This is a genomic window from Thioalkalivibrio sp. AKL6, assembly GCF_000376905.1.
Lineage (GTDB): Bacteria > Pseudomonadota > Gammaproteobacteria > Ectothiorhodospirales > Ectothiorhodospiraceae > Thioalkalivibrio > Thioalkalivibrio versutus.
Genome location: NZ_AQXS01000011.1, coordinates 358747 through 374741 on the forward strand (window position 1 = coordinate 358747; position 15995 = coordinate 374741).

Below are 15995 nucleotides of genomic sequence, written 5' to 3' on the forward strand. Positions count from 1 at the left end.
TCGCAGGCTGTCGAAATCGGAAATTCGGTCGGAAAATCGGGGGGAAGGCGTTAGCTGCGCGCCGTGCGCATCATCTCGACAAAGTCGTCGAACGCCGGGGACACGTCATGCGGCCCCGGGCTAGCCTCGGGGTGCCCCTGCAGGCTGAACGCCGGGCAGTCGGTGCGGGCGATGCCCTGCAGCGTGCCGTCGAACAGCGACCGGTACGTCGGCGTCAGCGTCTCCGGCAGGTTGTCCTCGTCGATCGCGAAGCCGTGGTTCTGCGACGAGATCATCACTCGCCCGCTGGCCTCGTGCCGGATCGGGTGGTTCGCCCCGTGGTGGCCGAACTTCATCTTCACGCTCTTGCCGCCACTGGCGATACCCAGCAACTGATGCCCCAGGCAGATCCCGAACAGCGGCAGCTTGCGCTCGCAGAAATCCCGGATCGCCTCGATCGCATAGGTGCAGGGCTCGGGATCGCCCGGCCCGTTGGACAGGAACACCCCGTCGGGCTTCAGCTCCATCACCTCGTCCACCGGCGTCTCGGCCGGGACCACGGTCACGCGGCAGCCGCGATCCGCCAGCATGCGCAGGATGTTCTGCTTCATGCCGAAGTCGTAAGCCACCACGTGATAGTCGGCGGCCTTCGCATCGACCCGCGCCGGCTCCTCGCCCAACTGCCAGGTCCCTTCCAGCCACTCGTAGCGGCTGCGCGTGGTCACCTCGCGCGCCAGATCCATGCCCTTGATCCCGGGGAACTCGCGCGCGGCCGCCAGGGCCGCGCCCTCGTCCACGTCGCCAGCCTGGATGCAGCCGTTCAGCGCGCCCTTCTCGCGCAGGATGCGGGTCAGCTTGCGGGTATCGATCCCGCTGATCGCCACGATGCCGTGACGCAGCAGGTAGTCCGGCAGCGACTCGCGCGAGCGCCAGTTGGACACCAGCGGCGGCAGATCGCGGATGATCAGCCCCGCGGCATGGGCCCGCGAAGATTCGTCGTCCTCCGGGTTGGTCCCGGTATTGCCGATATGCGGATAGGTCAGCGTGACCATCTGCCGGTGATAGGACGGATCGGTGAGGATCTCCTGGTACCCGGTCATCGCGGTGTTGAACACCACCTCGCCAACCGTCTGGCCCAGGGCGCCAATCGCCTGACCATGAAACACAGTGCCATCTTCCAGGACGAGCAGAGCAGGCGCGGACACAGGGGGACCTCCGGGTGGTCTGGGTCGGGGCCGCCAGGCGATTCGCCGGCGGCGGTACTGCGATTCGTTCGGGATCTGCGACCCGCCCTCGTCCGCACCATTCTACCGGGGTGTGAACCCCTTTTTCGGCAACGATTCGGTGCTCGGAGGACGGATACGATTACGCCTTCAAGTGTACGCGAGCGCCGCGCGCGGCGTCCAACGAGATCCCCACTTCCGGCGTCTCCGCCCGCCACTCGCCGCCCGCTTTCCGGGGCCCGAACACCGCCTACCCGGCCCAGGTATGAAGCCGATGCTCCGTGGCTAGCCTGGCCTTTTCAGGCTGGCCCTGGTTCATCGCTCGGTGTTTACGGTGGCTTCGTCCGGCCGCCTGCCACGCGCTCTCTCGCGAGCGCACCGCGAGGTACTTCTTTGCTCGTGCAAAGAAGTACCCAAGAAACACGCCCGACTGCCGCGACCCCGGCCCGCTGCGCGGGCCGGGGTTTCCCTCGCTCCGAGGCTTTTCGCGGGCGGCGCTGAACTCGCTGCGCCTTCGGCTCCGCTCAGACATCCAGCGCCCCGTGTCTATTTAGAATCGTCCCGCGAAAAGCCTCTCCACTCGGCGCGACGACAACGGGGAGGCAGGTCCAACCAACGGCTATCCCAGCGTTCTTGCCAGTGGATGATGGCTAGGTCTTCGGACATCTTCGGCACGCTCGGCCTGTGGCCGTTGCATGACGCGCCCGCGAAGCGGGCGCCGGGGGGCGTAGGATGTGATGAGCGCAGCGAATCGCATCAGGGTTTCGCACGACGTGGGGAACGGTGCGTTTCGCTGCGCTCAACCGCACCCTACCGGATACCGTCGGTTTTGACCTTCGCCTCCCGTATGGAGCCCCTTGCGGAAGGGTGCTCGGGCCGGGAGAAGGCGCTGGATGTCTGAGCGGAGCCGAAGGCGCAGCGAGTTCAGCGCCGCCGGGCCGAGGGCCCTGGAGCAAGGTTCCCGGGCGGAATCCGGGTGCCCTTCTTTGGGCACTTTCTTGGGCAAGCAAGAAAGTGCCTCGGGGCGCGCTGGCGAGTCAGCGCCGGGCAGTATGCGGACCGGAGCCACCGTAAACACCAGAGGATGAACCAGGGCCAGCCACAACAAGCCTGGCGGCCCGACGAAGGCACCGTAAACACCGGACGACGAACCAGGCCTTGCCTTCGCCAAACGGAGCCCCAACCGGCTAGAGGTCGCGCAGCCCCAACACATCCTGCATGTCGAACAGCCCATTGCCAGCGCCGGCCAGCCAGACGGCCGCACGCACCGCCCCGGAGGCAAACACCGTGCGACTGGAGGCCTTGTGGGTGATCTCCACACGCTCGCCATCACCTGCAAACAGGGTCGTGTGCTCGCCGACGATGTCGCCGCCGCGCACCGTGGCAAAACCGATGGTGCGCCGGTCACGGGCTCCGGTCTGGCCCTCGCGCCCGTAGACGGCGTCCTGCTCCAGATCGCGGCCCAGGGTCTCCGCGACCACACGCCCGAGCTTCAGCGCGGTACCGGAGGGCGCGTCCACCTTGTGCCGGTGATGGGCCTCCAGGATCTCCACATCCACGCTGTCGCCCAGCGCCCGCGCAGCCAGCTCCACCAGCTTGAAGGTCAGATTGACCCCGACACTCATGTTCGGCGCATAGACGATCGGCAGATCCCCTGCCGCCGCCTGCAGGCGCTGCTCCTGCTCCGCATCCAGCCCGGTGGTGCCAATAACCAGTGCCTTGCCGGCGTTCGCACACAGCTCCAGGTGCTGCATGGTCGCCTGCGGCGAGGTGAAATCGATCAGCACATCGAAATCGTCGGTGACGGTCGCCAGATCCTCGACCAGGCGCACCCGGCCCTCCGCGCCCACCGCCTGACCGATGGTCTCGCTGCCGGGCCGCTCACTGGCCGCCCCCAGCTGGGCATCGGGGTGTTCGTCCACCGCCTGCACCAGGTTCTGACCCATGCGCCCGCCGGCGCCCGCAATCGCAATTCGAATCATCTTTGTTCCATCCAGTGCTATCGATCCATCGGGTTACGCGCACCCTACGAAGCTTTGCCCCGGCACGCCAGTTACAGGGTTCGCACCGGGGTGCGGAAACGCCATTCGCCATACACCGAGGCAATCACCCCGGCCGCTGCCAGGAACGCCGCGAACACATACACCGAGGCTGGGCTGATGCCATCCCACAGATAGCCGGCCACCAGGGATCCCGAGGCACCGCCCAACCCGAAGGCCAGCGACGAATACAGGGCCTGCCCGCGCCCCTGCAACCGCCCGGGGAAGAAATAGTGGATCAGCGAGATCGCCGCCGCGTGGTACACCCCGTAACTGGCCGCATGCAGGATCTGGATGAACAGCAGCATCGGCAGAGAATCCGGCACCGCCGCCAGCAACCCCCAGCGCAGCGTGGTCAGCACCAGCGCCGCCGACACCAGCAACCAGGCCCCAAAACGCAGGATCAGCCGCGGCATCAACAGGAACAGCACCACCTCGGCCGCCACCCCCAGCGCCCACAGCTGCCCGGCTACGGAACGCGAGTAGCCGGCCTGTTCCAGGTACAGGGTAAAGAAGGCGTAGTACGGCCCGTGGCTGGCCTGCATGAAGAAGCAGGCCACGAACAGCGCGATCACCTCGGGGCGGCGCAGCACGGTCATCAGGGGCGGGGCGTTATTGTCCTCGTCGAGGTTGCGCGCCGGCTCACGCACGAACTGCGACGCGGCCACCACCGCGATCAGGACCGCCAGCACGATCCACGGCAGCCAGGCCACCGCGATCCGGTCGAAGGCCCAGCCGAGCACGGCCACCGCCACGATGAAGCCGACCGAGCCCCACAGCCGGACCAGCGCGTAGCGATGTGCATCCCGGCCCAGCGAGCGCATCGTGGTCGCCTCGAACTGCGGCAGGATCGCGTTCCAGAAGAAACTGTAGGCGGCCATCACCACCGCCAGCCACCAGTACCCGGTGTACAGCAGCACGCCGGTGAAGGCGACCGCCCCGCCCAGCGCGCCCCAGCGGGCGATCGGCATGTGCGCGCCGGCGCGATCCGCGAGCCAGCCCCAGACGTTGGGCGCAATGATCTTGGTCGCCAGCACGATCGCCATCAGCTCGCCGATCTGGGCGCCGCTGAACCCCTCCTCGGAGAGGTACGGCCCCCAGAACGGCATGAAGGCGCCGAGGCTGGCGAAATAGAAGAAGTAGACCGCGGACAGGCGCGCGTTCTGCGTCACTGCCATGACGGGACCGCTAGAGGATCAGGACGACACGGCCGGAGGCCGCGTCATTCGCCGGGATGGTCGCGCAGCTCCAGCCCCGAGTCCGGGACATCGGCGTTCTGCGCACGGTGGCGCAGGGCGTGGTCCATCAACACCAGCGCCATCATCGCCTCGGCGATCGGGGTGGCGCGGATGCCCACGCAGGGGTCGTGCCGCCCCTTGGTCACCACCTCCACCGGCTCGCCGGCGGTGTTGATGCTGCGCCCGGGCAGGCGGATGCTGGAGGTCGGCTTCATGGCAATGCTGGCCTGCACCGCCTGACCGGTACTGATCCCGCCCAGCACGCCGCCGGCGTGGTTGGACAGAAAGCCCTCGGGGGTGATCTCGTCGCGGTGCTCGGTGCCGCGCTGGGTCACGGATTCGAAACCCGCGCCGATCTCCACGCCCTTCACCGCGTTGATACTCATCAGCGCATGCGCCAGCTCGGCATCCAGGCGGTCGAATACCGGCTCGCCCCAGCCGGCGGGCACGCCGGTGGCCTCGACGGTGACCCGCGCGCCGATGGAATCGCCCGACTTGCGCAGGGCGTCCATGTACTCCTCCAGCTCCGCGACCTTGTCCGGATCCGGGGAGAAGAATGGGTTGTCGTTCGCGATCTCCGGCTGCTTCGGCTCCAGCTCGATCGGGCCGAGCTGCGACAACCAGCCGCGGATGGTGATCCCGTAGCGCTGCTCGAGATAGCGCCGCGCGATGCCGCCGGCCGCCACCCGCAGCGCGGTCTCGCGCGCGGAACTGCGTCCGCCGCCGCGATAGTCGCGCACGCCGTATTTCTGATGGTAGGTGTAGTCCGCGTGCCCCGGGCGGAAGCGGTCCTGGATGTCGCCGTAATCCTTGGAGCGCTGATCGACGTTCTCGATCAGCAGCCCGATCGGCGTACCCGTGGTACGCCGATCGAACACCCCCGACAGAATACGGACCTGATCCGGCTCGCGACGCTGGGTGGTGTGGCGCGACTGGCCCGGCCGCCGGCGATCGAGATCAAACTGCAGATCCGCCTCGCAAAGCTCCAGACCGGGCGGACAACCGTCCACCACCGCGCCCAGGGCCGGCCCGTGACTCTCACCAAAAGTACTGACGACGAACAGTCGCCCAAAGCTGTTTCCCGACATGCGCGTAGTGTAGCCGCGCCATGCCCGCCTGTCGCCTGTTCCCCCACCCGGCGGCCGGTCGGCGACGGGCGGAATGGCACGCTCGGCAACCACGTCCCCTATCTGCCATGATCGATATGCAGCACAAGAAACCAAACAGGAGGAAACCCATGCCGAATTCCCTGACCCGCCTGGTGACCGGCACCGCCGCGGCCCTGTGCCTTGGCCTCGCCAGCAGCGCACAGGCCGATGTCTACAGCCAGCGCTTCATGACCCTGGAACTGGCCAACGACATCGCCATGGGCGCCGTCGAGGCCTGCCGCGAGATGGGCTACCAGACCGCGGTCGTCGTGGTCGACCGGACCGGCAACGATCAGGTGGTCCTGCGCGATCGCATGGCCGGCGTGCAGACCATCCAGATTGCCGGCGACAAGGCCCGGGCCGTGACCATGTCCGGCACCACCTCGGCCAACTTCCGCGACAACCGCGAAGACATACGCATGGAGATGAACCACGTGGACGGCATCATCATGCTGGCCGGCGGCCTGCCAATCGAAGCGGCCGGTAGCATGCTCGGTGCGGTCGGCGTGTCCGGTGCGCCCGGCGGCGATCTCGACGAGGAATGCGCCCAGGCCGGGATCGACCGGGTCCAGGAACGCCTCGACTTCGCCATGTAAGCATTGCGGGTGCCAGGGAACGGCGCCCGCCCCCAGGAAAACACCATGACCACCGACACCCCCCGCCCCGCCCCGAAACGCATCTCGCCGGTCGAGACCTACGAGCGCCTGCAGGCACGCCCGCGCGACCTGCTGATCGACGTCCGCTCGACCATGGAGTATCTGTTCGTCGGCCATCCGACCGGCTCCATCCACATCCCGTGGATCGACGAACCCGACTGGACCGTGAACCCACAGTTCGTGCCCCAGGTGCGCAAGCTGCTGCTGGGCGGCGTCAGCGATCACAGCGAAGAAGCCCCGGCCCTGTACCTGATCTGCCGCAGCGGCAAGCGCACACTGGATGCCGGGCAGGCCCTGGTGGATGCCGGCATCGAGCATGTCTTCTCGGTGGACGAGGGCTTTGAAGGGCCGCTGGACGAGAACCACAAGCGCTCCACCCGCAGCGGCTGGCGCTACCACGGCCTGCCCTGGGAGCAGTGCTGAGGCCCGCGATGGATCCCCTACAGCCACGGGGGTTGCGCGCACCCCGGGGGGTTTGGTTCATAATGAACTCGGACGCGTCACTGCGGCGTTCGATTGTGGCCCGGTGGTACCCTTGAGCCTTAATTTTTCACCACGGGACCGAGTACTTCCGTTTCGCTGTGCATGTCCGTCTTCGAGCGGAAAGCCTAAAGATTCGGAGACTTCTCCCACCTGAGCCCTAGGTTCAAGGTCAAGGGCCACGCCGGCGCCTGCGGGGCGCGTCCACTTCTTTAATTGATCCCGATTTCCTTTATGTCTGCGGAAACCGACTCCGTTCAAGATTCGCTATCGCCCGACGATCTGCGTGCCCTGCGTCTGCGCCTGCGCCGCGCTCGGGCGGCTCTGTCGGACGCCCAGCTCGACCACCACTCTGCCGCCATTTGCGGACATCTGCTGCGCTGGTTCGAGCGCTGGAAGCCGCATTGTGTCGGCGCCTATCGCGGCCTGCGCGGCGAGGTCGACCTGACCCCACTGACCGTCGCCCTGGCCCGGCGCGGCACCCGCATCGCCCTGCCGGTGATGGACGACAAACGCCCCGGGCACATGCATTTCCACACCTGGGCCCCGGATGAGCCGCTGTGCCACAACGGCTTCGGCATCGCCGAGCCCTGCCCGGACGCCCCGCGCATCTGGCGCCGCGAGATGCAGGTGGTGCTGATGCCGCTGGTGGCGTTCGACACTGCCGGCAACCGCATGGGCATGGGCGCGGGCTACTACGATCGCTACTTCGCCCGGCGCCGCTTCGGCATCCACCGGCCGAAACTGATCGGCGTGGCCCACTCGCTGCAGGGCGTCCCGACGCTGCCAACCCAGCCCTGGGACGTCCCGCTGGATGGCGTTGTCACCGAGCAGGGCTGGCATGCGCTTCCAGACCGCGCGCGGCACAATACGCTGGACTAAACCCCTGAAGGAGCCCGCATGGCCTACTGGCTGATGAAGTCCGAGCCCGACGAGTTCAGCATCGACGACCTGGAGCGCGTCGGCGTGGAGCCGTGGGACGGCATCCGCAACTACCAGGTGCGCAACATGATGCGCGACGAGATGAAGAAGGGTGATCTCGCCTTCTTCTACCACTCCAACGCCAAGCCGCCGGGCATCGTCGGCATCCTGCGCATCGAGAAAGAGGCCTACCCGGACGCCTGCGCCTTCGACCCCGAAGACCCGCACTACGACCCAAAGAGCGACCCGGACAACCCGCGCTGGCTGCGCGTGGATGTCGCCTTCGAGGAGAAATTCGGCGACATCATCACGCTCGACTGGCTGAAGCAGCAGCCGCAGCTCGAGGACTGCCCGCTGGTACGCCGCGGCAACCGCCTGTCGGTAATGCCCATCACCCGGGACCAGTGGGACTTCATCCTGAACCACGCCCAGCGCGTGAAGTAACCGCGTGGCCACGCTCTACCACTTCCCGCACGACGCGAAGGCCGACCGCCTGCGCCTGGCCTGCGGCTACAAGGGCGTCGCGCTGGAGACCCGCGCGCTGGACTGGTTCGACGACGAGACCTTCTTCGAACTGGGCGTGGCCCGCCAGTCGCCGATCCTGCAGACCGACGACGCTACGCTGCACACCGACACCGTCACGGCACTGCGCGATATCGACCACCTGTTCCCGACCGGCGAGCCGCTGTCCGACGGCGTGATCGCCGAGGACGCCTGGCAGGCCCTGGTGGACTGGCGCGCCAAGGTGGAGATCGTGCTGGACCGACTCTACGCCCCGCTGGCGCCGGGCTTTCACGGCATCGGCGAGAGCGCCGAGGCCCTGGCCGACTTCAAGGCGCATGTGCAGCACCGCTTCGGCCTGTCGCTGGAGGAGCTGGCCAACGACCGCTACGACGGCTACAACCAGCTCGCCAAACTGAGCCACCTGCCGGAACTGGCCAAGCACCTGGCCGCCAACCGCTTCTACCTCGGCCACCCGTCGATCGCCGACTGCGTAATCGCCGCCGACCTCTACCCGCTACAAATGCACGACGGCATCAACCTGCCCGTCGACATGCTCTACTACCTCCGCCGCGTCGAGGAGACCTTCAACACCCCCCTCGACACCCACTGGCTCGCCCGCTGACCGGTTGGCGACAACCCTTCAACGGGCCATGCGCCGCGTCCCTCATCCACAGCACTCAGACTCGTCGTCATCGCGAGGAGCGCAGCGACGTGGCGATCTCGCAGGGACCCCGGCCCAAGCGCAGGCCAGAGTCATTTCACCCAAAGCGATAGTGCTTGCGGATGTCGCGGTGGATCTCCCAGGTGCAGTCCATGCCCTCGGGGAAGGTGACCAGGTCGCCCTCGCCGACCGTGACCGGCTCGCCGCCACCGTCCGGGGTCACCGTGACTTGCCCCTCCAGGATGTAGCAGACCTCGCGCTCGTCGTAGCGCCAGGGGAAGGTCGAGACCTCCTTCTCCCAGACCGGCCAGTCGAACACCCCCAGGCGTTCCAGGTGGTCGTGGTCCGGGCGATGAATCACTTCGATGGACATGACAGCCTCCTCAATACCGAGAGCACGCGAGCCTAAACCCAACTCGTTCGCAGACCAACCGGCGGCCCGGTCAAACACCCGGGCGCGGGCCTGCCCGAGCCGCACCTCCGAAGCGCCGCAGCAGCAGGAGCACGAACGCCCCCACGCCGAGGGCGGCCGGCAGGAATTCCAGCCATTGGCCAAGGCCCCAGGCCATGTAGCCGGTGACTAGCGCCCACAGCAGCGGGATGATCGCCAGCACCAGGGGCGGACGCGACGGCACCAGCAACAGCAGTCCCAGGGTCAGCAGCATCACCGGTCCCGGGGCCACGCCGACATATTGCAGCTGCGTCCAGGGCGTTGCGGCCAGCGCGGCGTCCAGAAGTGGGTACCCCACGAAGGCATGGGCGATCACCACCATCGCGGCCCCTCCCCCCAGCCTGCCGGGCCAGCCGAAGCGGGCCTGGCCCATCAGAGTCAGCGCGAACACCAGCATCAGGCCCTGGGCCACGAACACTCCGGCCAGCCACTCGGAGGCGAAGTGGAACGGCGCCAGCGAACCACCGAAGAAGGCCACCCCGGTCCAGATCCACAGCACGCCCAGCAGCAGGCCAATGACACGACCAGCCGCACGCGAACCCGGAATCACCAGCCCCACAGCCACCAGGGCAAGCAGTGCACCGATCCCGTGCAGGGGCCAGATCGCGGTGTTGTACTGGCCCAGGATAGCCAGCCAGGTCGAGGCCTCAAACGGCAGCATGTCGGCTCCCCGGTCGCAAGGATTCGGAGGCCAACCCTACAGGTCCTGCACATACGCGACCATGCGGCTGCGCATCCCGGCGTCCGGCATGGGGCCGTACAGCGCGCCCATGTTCTCCTCCATGTGGGCCACCACCGAGGTCGCGGGGATCGCACAGGTCACGTCCGGGTGCGAGACGATGAATTTGAGCAGGAGCTGCGGCCAGTTCTCGCATTCGATCTCCGCCGCCCAGTCCGGCAGCGGATGCCCCTCGAACTGGTTGATCAGCGCCTTGCGCCGAAACGGGCGGTTCGCGATCACCGCCACCCCGCGTTCCCGCGCCAGCGGCAACAGGCGCTGTTCCGCTTCGCGATCCAGGATGTTGTAGGTGAGCTGCACGAAGTCCAGGTCCTCGCGCCGCAGGATGCGCTCCAGCTCATCGTGGCGCCGCGCGTGCGAGGTAGTCACGCCGATATAGCGAACCTCCCCCGCCTCACGGCGCTCGCGCAGGGTTTCCAGGTGCGCCTCCCAGTTCTGCAGGTTGTGCACCTGCTGCAGGCCCAGGGTGTCGACACCCCACAGATCCCGCGACTCCGCATGCTGGTCGCGGCCGGTCGAGGTGCTGCGCGTCCAGATCTTGGTCGCCGAGAACACACCCTCGGGATGCGCCAGCTCGCGCAGGCCGTGACCGACCACCGCCTCCGCGCGCCCGTACATCGGCGAGGAGTCGATCATCCCGCCGCCACGGCGGACAAAGGTATCCAGGATCCGGGTACGCACCGCCAGCGCTTCCGGATCCTCCGGCACATTGAAGGTAATCCACGTTCCCATCCCGATCACCGGGATCTCCTCCCCGGAAGAGGGGATCGGCTTGCGCTGCGGCTCACGCCCCTCGGCGGTCCCACCGACAAGGGGCCACCCCGCGCCGACCGCCACCGCGGACCCGGCCATCCAGCGCAGGAAGGATCGGCGTGAACGCCGCGGAAATGGATGTTTCATGGCACGTGATCACCGAAGAAGACTCCATCCGTGGGCCATCCGGCCGCACCACAAGTTCCCTATACGACGGCCTGCAGGTGCCGGGCCAGCGCCGAGACCAGCGGTTTCATGAAGTATCGACCATCCGGTACCACAGTGGGGGTAATACCGTGAGCGTGCAGTTCATCCGCCACCACGGGGCCAATCGCCGCGACGATGATGCGCCGCAACGCCTCCCGCAATGCATCCTGACGATCCTCGGCCTGGCCGACCCGCAGCAGACGCCGGACCTGGGCCTGGCTGGTAAAGGCGATCGCATCCACCTCCCCTGCGATCAGGGCCTCGATCAGTTCGCTTACGCGCCCGGTCTCGGCGGCATCCGCGTAGCGGTAGGGCCAGACCGGGAACGCCTCCGTACCCGCCTGCTCCAGGAAATCCAGCAGACGACGGTTAGGTTCCGCACCGTAGAGCTGCACACCGATACGTTCTCCGTGCAGGTCCTGACTGGACAGGGTCTGGATGATCCCCTCGGTGGTCGGTGCCGCCGCCACCGCGTCGGGCCGCACACCGAACGGTTTCATCGCGCGGCCGGGTTTGGGGCCCCGTACCAGCGTCGGGGTTCCGGCCACGGCCGTCAGCCAGGTAGCCTCGCACCCGGCGCGCCGAGCAAAGCCGGTCAGCCGAGTAAACCCCTCCCCCGTCAGGAAGATCAGCCGATCGAACGGGGCATCGATGGCGGTTGCCAGCCAGGACTCGATGGCCGCCTGGTCGAGGCTGTCGTGGATGGCGACCAGCGGGCAGCGCCACACCTCGGCCCCGCGCCGCTCCAGCAGCCCGGCAAACACCTCCAGTGCACGGCTCTCCGGGAGCGCGACTCGGACGCCGGCCAGCTCGCCAGAGACCGCATGCGTACGATCCTCCAATCCGCTCACGCCGCGCTCGCGGTCACGACACCGGATGCCGGCATCAGCTGCGGGAACGTCGTGGCCGACCCGGCATCCGGCCGGAACCAGGCCAGGCGCTGGTGGCAGGCGGCGACCTCGCCGATCACGATCAGGCTGGGCGAGCCGACCTGTTCGCGCTCGGCGCGGGCGGCCAGGGTATCCAACGTGCCGGTCACGACACGCTGACGGGCGGTCGTGCCGTTCTCGATAATCGCGGCCGGGGTCCGCCCGGCACGGCCCGCACCCTTGAGGCCCCGGCAGATCTCGCCCACGCCCTTGCGGCCCATATAGAACACCAGCGTCTCGCGGGTGTTCGTCAGCTGCGACCAGTCCACGTCCAGCCGGCCATCGCGGGTATGGCCAGTAATGAAGCGCACCGACTGGGCATGATCACGGTGGGTTAGCGGGATGCCCGAATAGGCGGCACAGCCACTGCCCGCGGTGATGCCGGGCACCACCTGGTAGGCCACGCCGTCGCGGGCGAGCACGTCCAGCTCCTCGCCGCCGCGGCCGAACACGAACGGGTCGCCGCCCTTCAGCCGAGCCACGCGCTTGCCCTCGCGCGCCAACCGCGAGAGCAGCGCGCTGATCTCCGCCTGTGGCACGCAGTGGTGATCGCGCTCCTTGCCGACATAGAAACGCTCGGCCTCGCGCCGGGCCAGGTTCACCACCTCGGAGGACACCAGCCGGTCATAGACGACCACGTCCGCCTGCTGCAACAGGCGCAGCGCGCGGAAGGTCAACAGATCCGGATCGCCCGGCCCGGCGCCGATCAGGTAGACCTCGCCCGGCGTGGCGGCATCCGCCTCATTCAATTCCAGCTCCAAGCGCTCTGCCGCCGCGTCCATGCGCCCGGCCAGGGCCAGCTCGGTGGCCGGCCCGGCAAACGCCCGCTCCCAGAAGGCGCGCCGCGCGTTCACGCTGTCGAAGTGGGCGCGCACCCGGTCACGCAGGCGACCGGCCAGCTCCGCCAGGCGCCCGTAGCCGGCCGGGATCAGGCTCTCGATCTTCGCGCGCAGCAGACGCACCAGGACCGGGGCGCGGCCACCGGAGCCGATTGCGATGGTCAGCGGGCCGCGCTCGACGATGGCCGGCAGGATGAAGCTGCAAAGGTGGGGCTGGTCCGCCACATTCACCGGGATCGAGCGCGCAACACAGTCCTCCGAGACCTGGCGGTTCACCGTCTCGTCGTCGGTCGCGGCGATCACGATCGCCACCTGCCCCAGGTACTCGGTTCGGTAGGCACCCGGCTCGCGGGTGATCGACTCCGGGTGCTCGCGCAACAAGCGCTCGGCGGCATCACTGTACTCAGGGGCCCGCAGGCGCACCCGCGCCCCAGCCTCCAGCAGTAGCGCCGCCTTGCGTGTGGCCACCGGACCGGCCCCGACCACCAGGGCCTCGCGGCCGTGCAACTGCATATAGATCGGCAGGTGTTCCATGCTCATCCCTCCCGCGCCACGGGATCCGTGGGCGCCTCGGATTCTTCATTCAACAGGGTCTGGATCTCGGGGCGGCAGGAGCCGCAGTTGGTGCCGGCCTCGAGGCAGGCACCCACGGCCTCGCAGCTCGCCAGCCCCTGCTCGCGGATCGCCGTGCGGATGCGCGTCTCGTCGACGCCAAAACAGGCGCAGACCAGGCGCCCGCGCGCGGCCTGTCCATTCGGCGGACGGCCCGTGAGCAGGGCCATGCGTTCGTCATCGGTGATCGACTCGGCCGCGAACAGACCGCCCAGCCATTCGCGCTCGGGCAGGCCCCGGTCGGGACCCGCGAACAGCACGCAGGCAAGCCGGCCCTCGTGGATGCGCGCGGCGCGGTAGCGCCCGCCCGCGGGGTCGGCGAACTCCAGCCACTCGCCGGGGCCATCCAGCCGTGCCCGCCAGTCGGCGATCTCGGGTGGCGCGCCGCGTCCGGCCAGTTCGAAGCGCAGATGCCGCGGGCCGCGCGCAGTCACCGCGTAGTCGGCCTCCGGGAGACTCACCGGCTCGCGGCTCAGCACGAAGCCGTGCCAGTCCATCGCCGCTGGGCGCACCGAGACGGCCGTGTGCTTGAACGCCGGCTGCCCGGAGACCGGATCGACATGCGCGGGCACCAGGGCATCCACCCGCGCCAGGCGGGCGATCGGGCGGCTCCAGTGCATCGGCACAAACACGCTGCCGGGGCGTTGCTCGCGGCTCACCTGCACCCGCGCTAGTAAACGCCCATGTCGGCTGGTCACCTCGGCCAGATCACCCGCCTGCACACGGAACAGGCCGGCATCCACCGGATGGATCTCGACGAAGGGTTCCGGCTGGTGGGCACTCAGGCGCGGGGTACTCGCAGTGCGGGTCATGCTGTGCCACTGGTCACGGATGCGGCCGGTGTTCAGGCGCAAAGGGTATTCGGCATCGATCGTGTCGGTCGGCGATTGCGGGGTCACGGCGGCGAGCCGCGCACGACCGTTGGCCGTAAAGAAGCGGCCATCGGCGTAGAGCTGCGCCGTTCCCGCCTCGGCTCCGGCGGGCAGCGGCCACTGCACCGGTTCGAGGGCCTCAAAGACGGCCGCGTCGGTCGCGGCCAGCGCGCCGATATCGAAGTCCCGCGTGCTGTCATTTTCGAACGCGGACAGGGCCGCATGCTCGCGGAAAATCTCCACCGGCTGCGTATAGGGGAAGGCCTCGGCAAAGCCCAGGCGGCGGGCGACCTCGGCCAGCGCCCACCAGTCGTGACGCGCCTCGCCCGGGGGTTCCCGGAACGGGCGCTGGCGCGAGATGCGCCGCTCGGAATTGGTCACCGTGCCGTCCTTCTCGCCCCAGGTGGTCGCCGGCAACAGCACGTCGGCTACGCGGGTTGTCTCGGTCTCGCGCACGCAGTCGGAGACCACGACCAGCGGGCAGTCGCGCAGGGCCCGCTCGAAGCGTTCGGCTTCGGGCAGGCTGAACAAGGGGTTGGTCCCGATGACCCAGATCGCCTTCACCTGCCCCGACTCGACCGCGCGGAACAGATCCAACGCCTTGAGCCCCGGCTTGCGGGCGAGATTCGGTGCATTCCAGAAGCGGCTTACGCGATCCAGGGACACTTCGTCGAAGCCCATGTGCGCGGCCAACTGGCTGGCCAGTCCGCCAACCTCGCGCCCACCCATCGCATTGGGCTGACCGGTCAGCGAAAACGGGCCCATGCCCGGGCGGCCGATGCGGCCGGTGGCCAGGTGCACGTTGAGGATCGTCCCGGCCTTGTCCACGCCGCTGTCGGACTGGTTGATGCCCTGACAGAACGCGGTAACCGTCCGCTCCGTTCGAGCAAACCAGCGGAAGAAGGTGGCCACCGCCTCGGGGTCCAGTTCGCAGGTCTCGGCGGTCACGGCAATCGACGGGCTGGAGGCGCGGGCCGCCGCCAGGGCGTCGGCAAAGCCATCGACATGGCGTTCGAGAAATGCCGGGTCCAGCGCATCCTCGCGGCGCAGGTGATCCAGCAGGCCGTTGAACAGCCAGGCATCCGTGCCCGGCGCCAGCGGCAGGTGCAGATCGGCCGCCTGGGCAGTGGCCGTGCGCCGCGGATCGATCACCACCAGCTTCATCTCCGGGCGCGCCGCGCGGGCGGCCTGCAGGCGCTGGAACAGCACCGGATGCGCCCAGGCCATGTTCGAGCCGACCACCACGACCAGGTCCGCCTGTTCGAAGTCGGTGTAGCTACCCGGTACGCCGTCCACACCAAAGGCCCGGGTGTGTGCGGCCACGGCCGTGGACATGCAAAGCCGCGAGTTGGTATCGATGTTAGCCGAGCCGACGAAGCCCTTCATCAGCTTGTTGGCAACAAAGTAGTCCTCGGTCAGGATCTGCCCGGAGACGTACAGCGCCACCGCGTCGGGCCCATACCGGTCGATCACGTCGCGAAAGCCTCCCGCGACATGATCCAGTGCTGCGTCCCAGTCGACCCGCACCCCCTCGATTTCCGGGTGCAACAGCCGCCCCTCGTCCCCCAGGGTCTCGGCCAGCGCAGCCCCCTTGGAACACAGGCGCCCGGCGTTCGCCGGATGGCTGGCGTCGCCGCGCACCGCCACCGGAAACTCGGCTCCCGGTGTCGCAGTCACCTCCACACCACAGCCAACCCCGCAATAGGGGCAGGTGGTGCGCGTCACGGCGTCGGATGTGGCCATC

16 protein-coding genes and 1 other RNA gene are annotated in these 15995 nt (G+C 68.2%); 7 read left to right on the forward strand and 10 right to left on the reverse strand.

Annotation, left to right across the window (positions count from 1 at the left end; translation table 11 throughout):
* Positions 1–50: 50 nt before the first annotated feature.
* Entirely contained in the window at positions 51–1184 is a 1134-nt protein-coding gene (gene carA / locus D575_RS0112435; RefSeq protein WP_018146246.1) for a glutamine-hydrolyzing carbamoyl-phosphate synthase small subunit, read from the reverse strand.
* 661 nt (positions 1185–1845) lie between these two features.
* On the opposite strand from carA, the gene D575_RS14590 reads away from it, so the two are divergent.
* Positions 1846–2103, forward strand: a complete 258-nt coding sequence (locus D575_RS14590; protein WP_081612138.1) for a hypothetical protein — start codon at positions 1846–1848, stop codon at positions 2101–2103.
* Positions 2104–2389: 286 nt separating this feature from the next.
* Here the strand turns inward: D575_RS14590 and dapB are convergent, their stop codons facing one another.
* The 3 genes from dapB to aroC form a co-directional block, all read right to left on the reverse strand.
* Complete coding sequence (dapB, locus tag D575_RS0112440) at positions 2390–3184, reverse strand: 4-hydroxy-tetrahydrodipicolinate reductase (protein ID WP_018146247.1); 795 nt, start codon at positions 3182–3184, stop codon at positions 2390–2392.
* A 71-nt stretch (positions 3185–3255) separates the two neighbouring features.
* Positions 3256–4419 (reverse strand): MFS transporter, encoded by a 1164-nt coding sequence (locus tag D575_RS0112445; RefSeq protein WP_018146248.1) that lies wholly within the window; start codon positions 4417–4419, stop codon positions 3256–3258.
* Positions 4420–4463: 44 nt separating this feature from the next.
* Positions 4464–5567, reverse strand: coding sequence for a chorismate synthase (gene aroC / locus D575_RS0112450; protein WP_018146249.1), 1104 nt, complete (start codon positions 5565–5567; stop codon positions 4464–4466).
* A 149-nt stretch (positions 5568–5716) separates the two neighbouring features.
* Here aroC and D575_RS0112455 point away from each other — a divergent pair, with 149 nt between their 5' ends.
* The 6 genes from D575_RS0112455 to D575_RS0112475 all read left to right on the forward strand — a co-directional run bounded on the left by D575_RS0112455 (position 5717) and on the right by D575_RS0112475 (position 8810).
* Complete coding sequence (locus D575_RS0112455; protein WP_018146250.1) at positions 5717–6223, forward strand: heme-binding protein; 507 nt, start codon at positions 5717–5719, stop codon at positions 6221–6223.
* 45 nt (positions 6224–6268) lie between these two features.
* Positions 6269–6706: a rhodanese-like domain-containing protein gene (locus tag D575_RS0112460; RefSeq protein WP_018146251.1), complete on the forward strand. Its 438-nt coding sequence runs from the start codon at positions 6269–6271 to the stop codon at positions 6704–6706.
* 74 nt (positions 6707–6780) lie between these two features.
* Positions 6781–6966, forward strand: a non-coding RNA gene (gene ssrS, locus D575_RS14265) — 6S RNA.
* 31 nt (positions 6967–6997) lie between these two features.
* Positions 6998–7645 carry a 5-formyltetrahydrofolate cyclo-ligase gene (locus D575_RS0112465; RefSeq protein ID WP_018146252.1) on the forward strand — a complete coding sequence of 216 codons (648 nt, stop codon included), beginning with the start codon at positions 6998–7000 and terminating at the stop codon, positions 7643–7645.
* 18 nt (positions 7646–7663) lie between these two features.
* Positions 7664–8128, forward strand: a complete 465-nt coding sequence (locus D575_RS0112470) for an EVE domain-containing protein (RefSeq protein WP_018146253.1) — start codon at positions 7664–7666, stop codon at positions 8126–8128.
* A gap of 4 nt (positions 8129–8132) precedes the next feature.
* The gene (locus D575_RS0112475; RefSeq protein WP_018146254.1) at positions 8133–8810 is read left to right on the forward strand and encodes a glutathione S-transferase family protein; all 678 of its coding nucleotides are present in this window, start codon (positions 8133–8135) and stop codon (positions 8808–8810) included.
* Positions 8811–8946: 136 nt separating this feature from the next.
* Here D575_RS0112475 and D575_RS0112480 read toward each other — a convergent pair whose 3' ends face one another.
* The 6 genes from D575_RS0112480 to D575_RS0112505 form a co-directional block, all read right to left on the reverse strand.
* Positions 8947–9222, reverse strand: coding sequence for a cupin domain-containing protein (locus D575_RS0112480; RefSeq protein ID WP_017941843.1), 276 nt, complete (start codon positions 9220–9222; stop codon positions 8947–8949).
* A gap of 70 nt (positions 9223–9292) precedes the next feature.
* A complete protein-coding gene (locus D575_RS0112485) occupies positions 9293–9961 on the reverse strand; it encodes a DUF6064 family protein (protein ID WP_018146255.1) in 669 nt (222 codons plus the stop codon).
* Between the two features lie 36 nt (positions 9962–9997).
* A complete protein-coding gene (locus tag D575_RS0112490) occupies positions 9998–10939 on the reverse strand; it encodes an aldo/keto reductase (protein ID WP_018146256.1) in 942 nt (313 codons plus the stop codon).
* 59 nt (positions 10940–10998) lie between these two features.
* A complete protein-coding gene (locus D575_RS0112495; protein ID WP_018146257.1) occupies positions 10999–11850 on the reverse strand; it encodes a uroporphyrinogen-III synthase in 852 nt (283 codons plus the stop codon).
* The gene (cysG, locus tag D575_RS0112500; protein WP_026182154.1) at positions 11847–13301 is read right to left on the reverse strand and encodes a siroheme synthase CysG; all 1455 of its coding nucleotides are present in this window, start codon (positions 13299–13301) and stop codon (positions 11847–11849) included. The genes D575_RS0112495 and cysG overlap by 4 nt, the downstream gene beginning before the upstream one ends.
* A gap of 2 nt (positions 13302–13303) precedes the next feature.
* Complete coding sequence (locus D575_RS0112505; protein WP_026182155.1) at positions 13304–15994, reverse strand: nitrate reductase; 2691 nt, start codon at positions 15992–15994, stop codon at positions 13304–13306.
* Position 15995 lies beyond the last annotated feature (1 nt).

Coding starts and splice junctions, on each gene's coding strand:
- D575_RS14590 (WP_081612138.1), top strand. CDS start 1,846: ATGATGGCTAGGTCTTCGGACATCTTCGGCACGCTCGGCCTGTGGCCG.
- dapB (WP_018146247.1), bottom strand. CDS start 3,184: ATGATTCGAATTGCGATTGCGGGCGCCGGCGGGCGCATGGGTCAGAAC.
- D575_RS0112445 (WP_018146248.1), bottom strand. CDS start 4,419: ATGGCAGTGACGCAGAACGCGCGCCTGTCCGCGGTCTACTTCTTCTAT.
- aroC (WP_018146249.1), bottom strand. CDS start 5,567: ATGTCGGGAAACAGCTTTGGGCGACTGTTCGTCGTCAGTACTTTTGGT.
- D575_RS0112455 (WP_018146250.1), top strand. CDS start 5,717: ATGCCGAATTCCCTGACCCGCCTGGTGACCGGCACCGCCGCGGCCCTG.
- D575_RS0112460 (WP_018146251.1), top strand. CDS start 6,269: ATGACCACCGACACCCCCCGCCCCGCCCCGAAACGCATCTCGCCGGTC.
- D575_RS0112465 (WP_018146252.1), top strand. CDS start 6,998: ATGTCTGCGGAAACCGACTCCGTTCAAGATTCGCTATCGCCCGACGAT.
- D575_RS0112470 (WP_018146253.1), top strand. CDS start 7,664: ATGGCCTACTGGCTGATGAAGTCCGAGCCCGACGAGTTCAGCATCGAC.
- D575_RS0112480 (WP_017941843.1), bottom strand. CDS start 9,222: ATGTCCATCGAAGTGATTCATCGCCCGGACCACGACCACCTGGAACGC.
- D575_RS0112485 (WP_018146255.1), bottom strand. CDS start 9,961: ATGCTGCCGTTTGAGGCCTCGACCTGGCTGGCTATCCTGGGCCAGTAC.
- D575_RS0112490 (WP_018146256.1), bottom strand. CDS start 10,939: ATGAAACATCCATTTCCGCGGCGTTCACGCCGATCCTTCCTGCGCTGG.
- cysG (WP_026182154.1), bottom strand. CDS start 13,301: ATGGAACACCTGCCGATCTATATGCAGTTGCACGGCCGCGAGGCCCTG.
- D575_RS0112505 (WP_026182155.1), bottom strand. CDS start 15,994: ATGGCCACATCCGACGCCGTGACGCGCACCACCTGCCCCTATTGCGGG.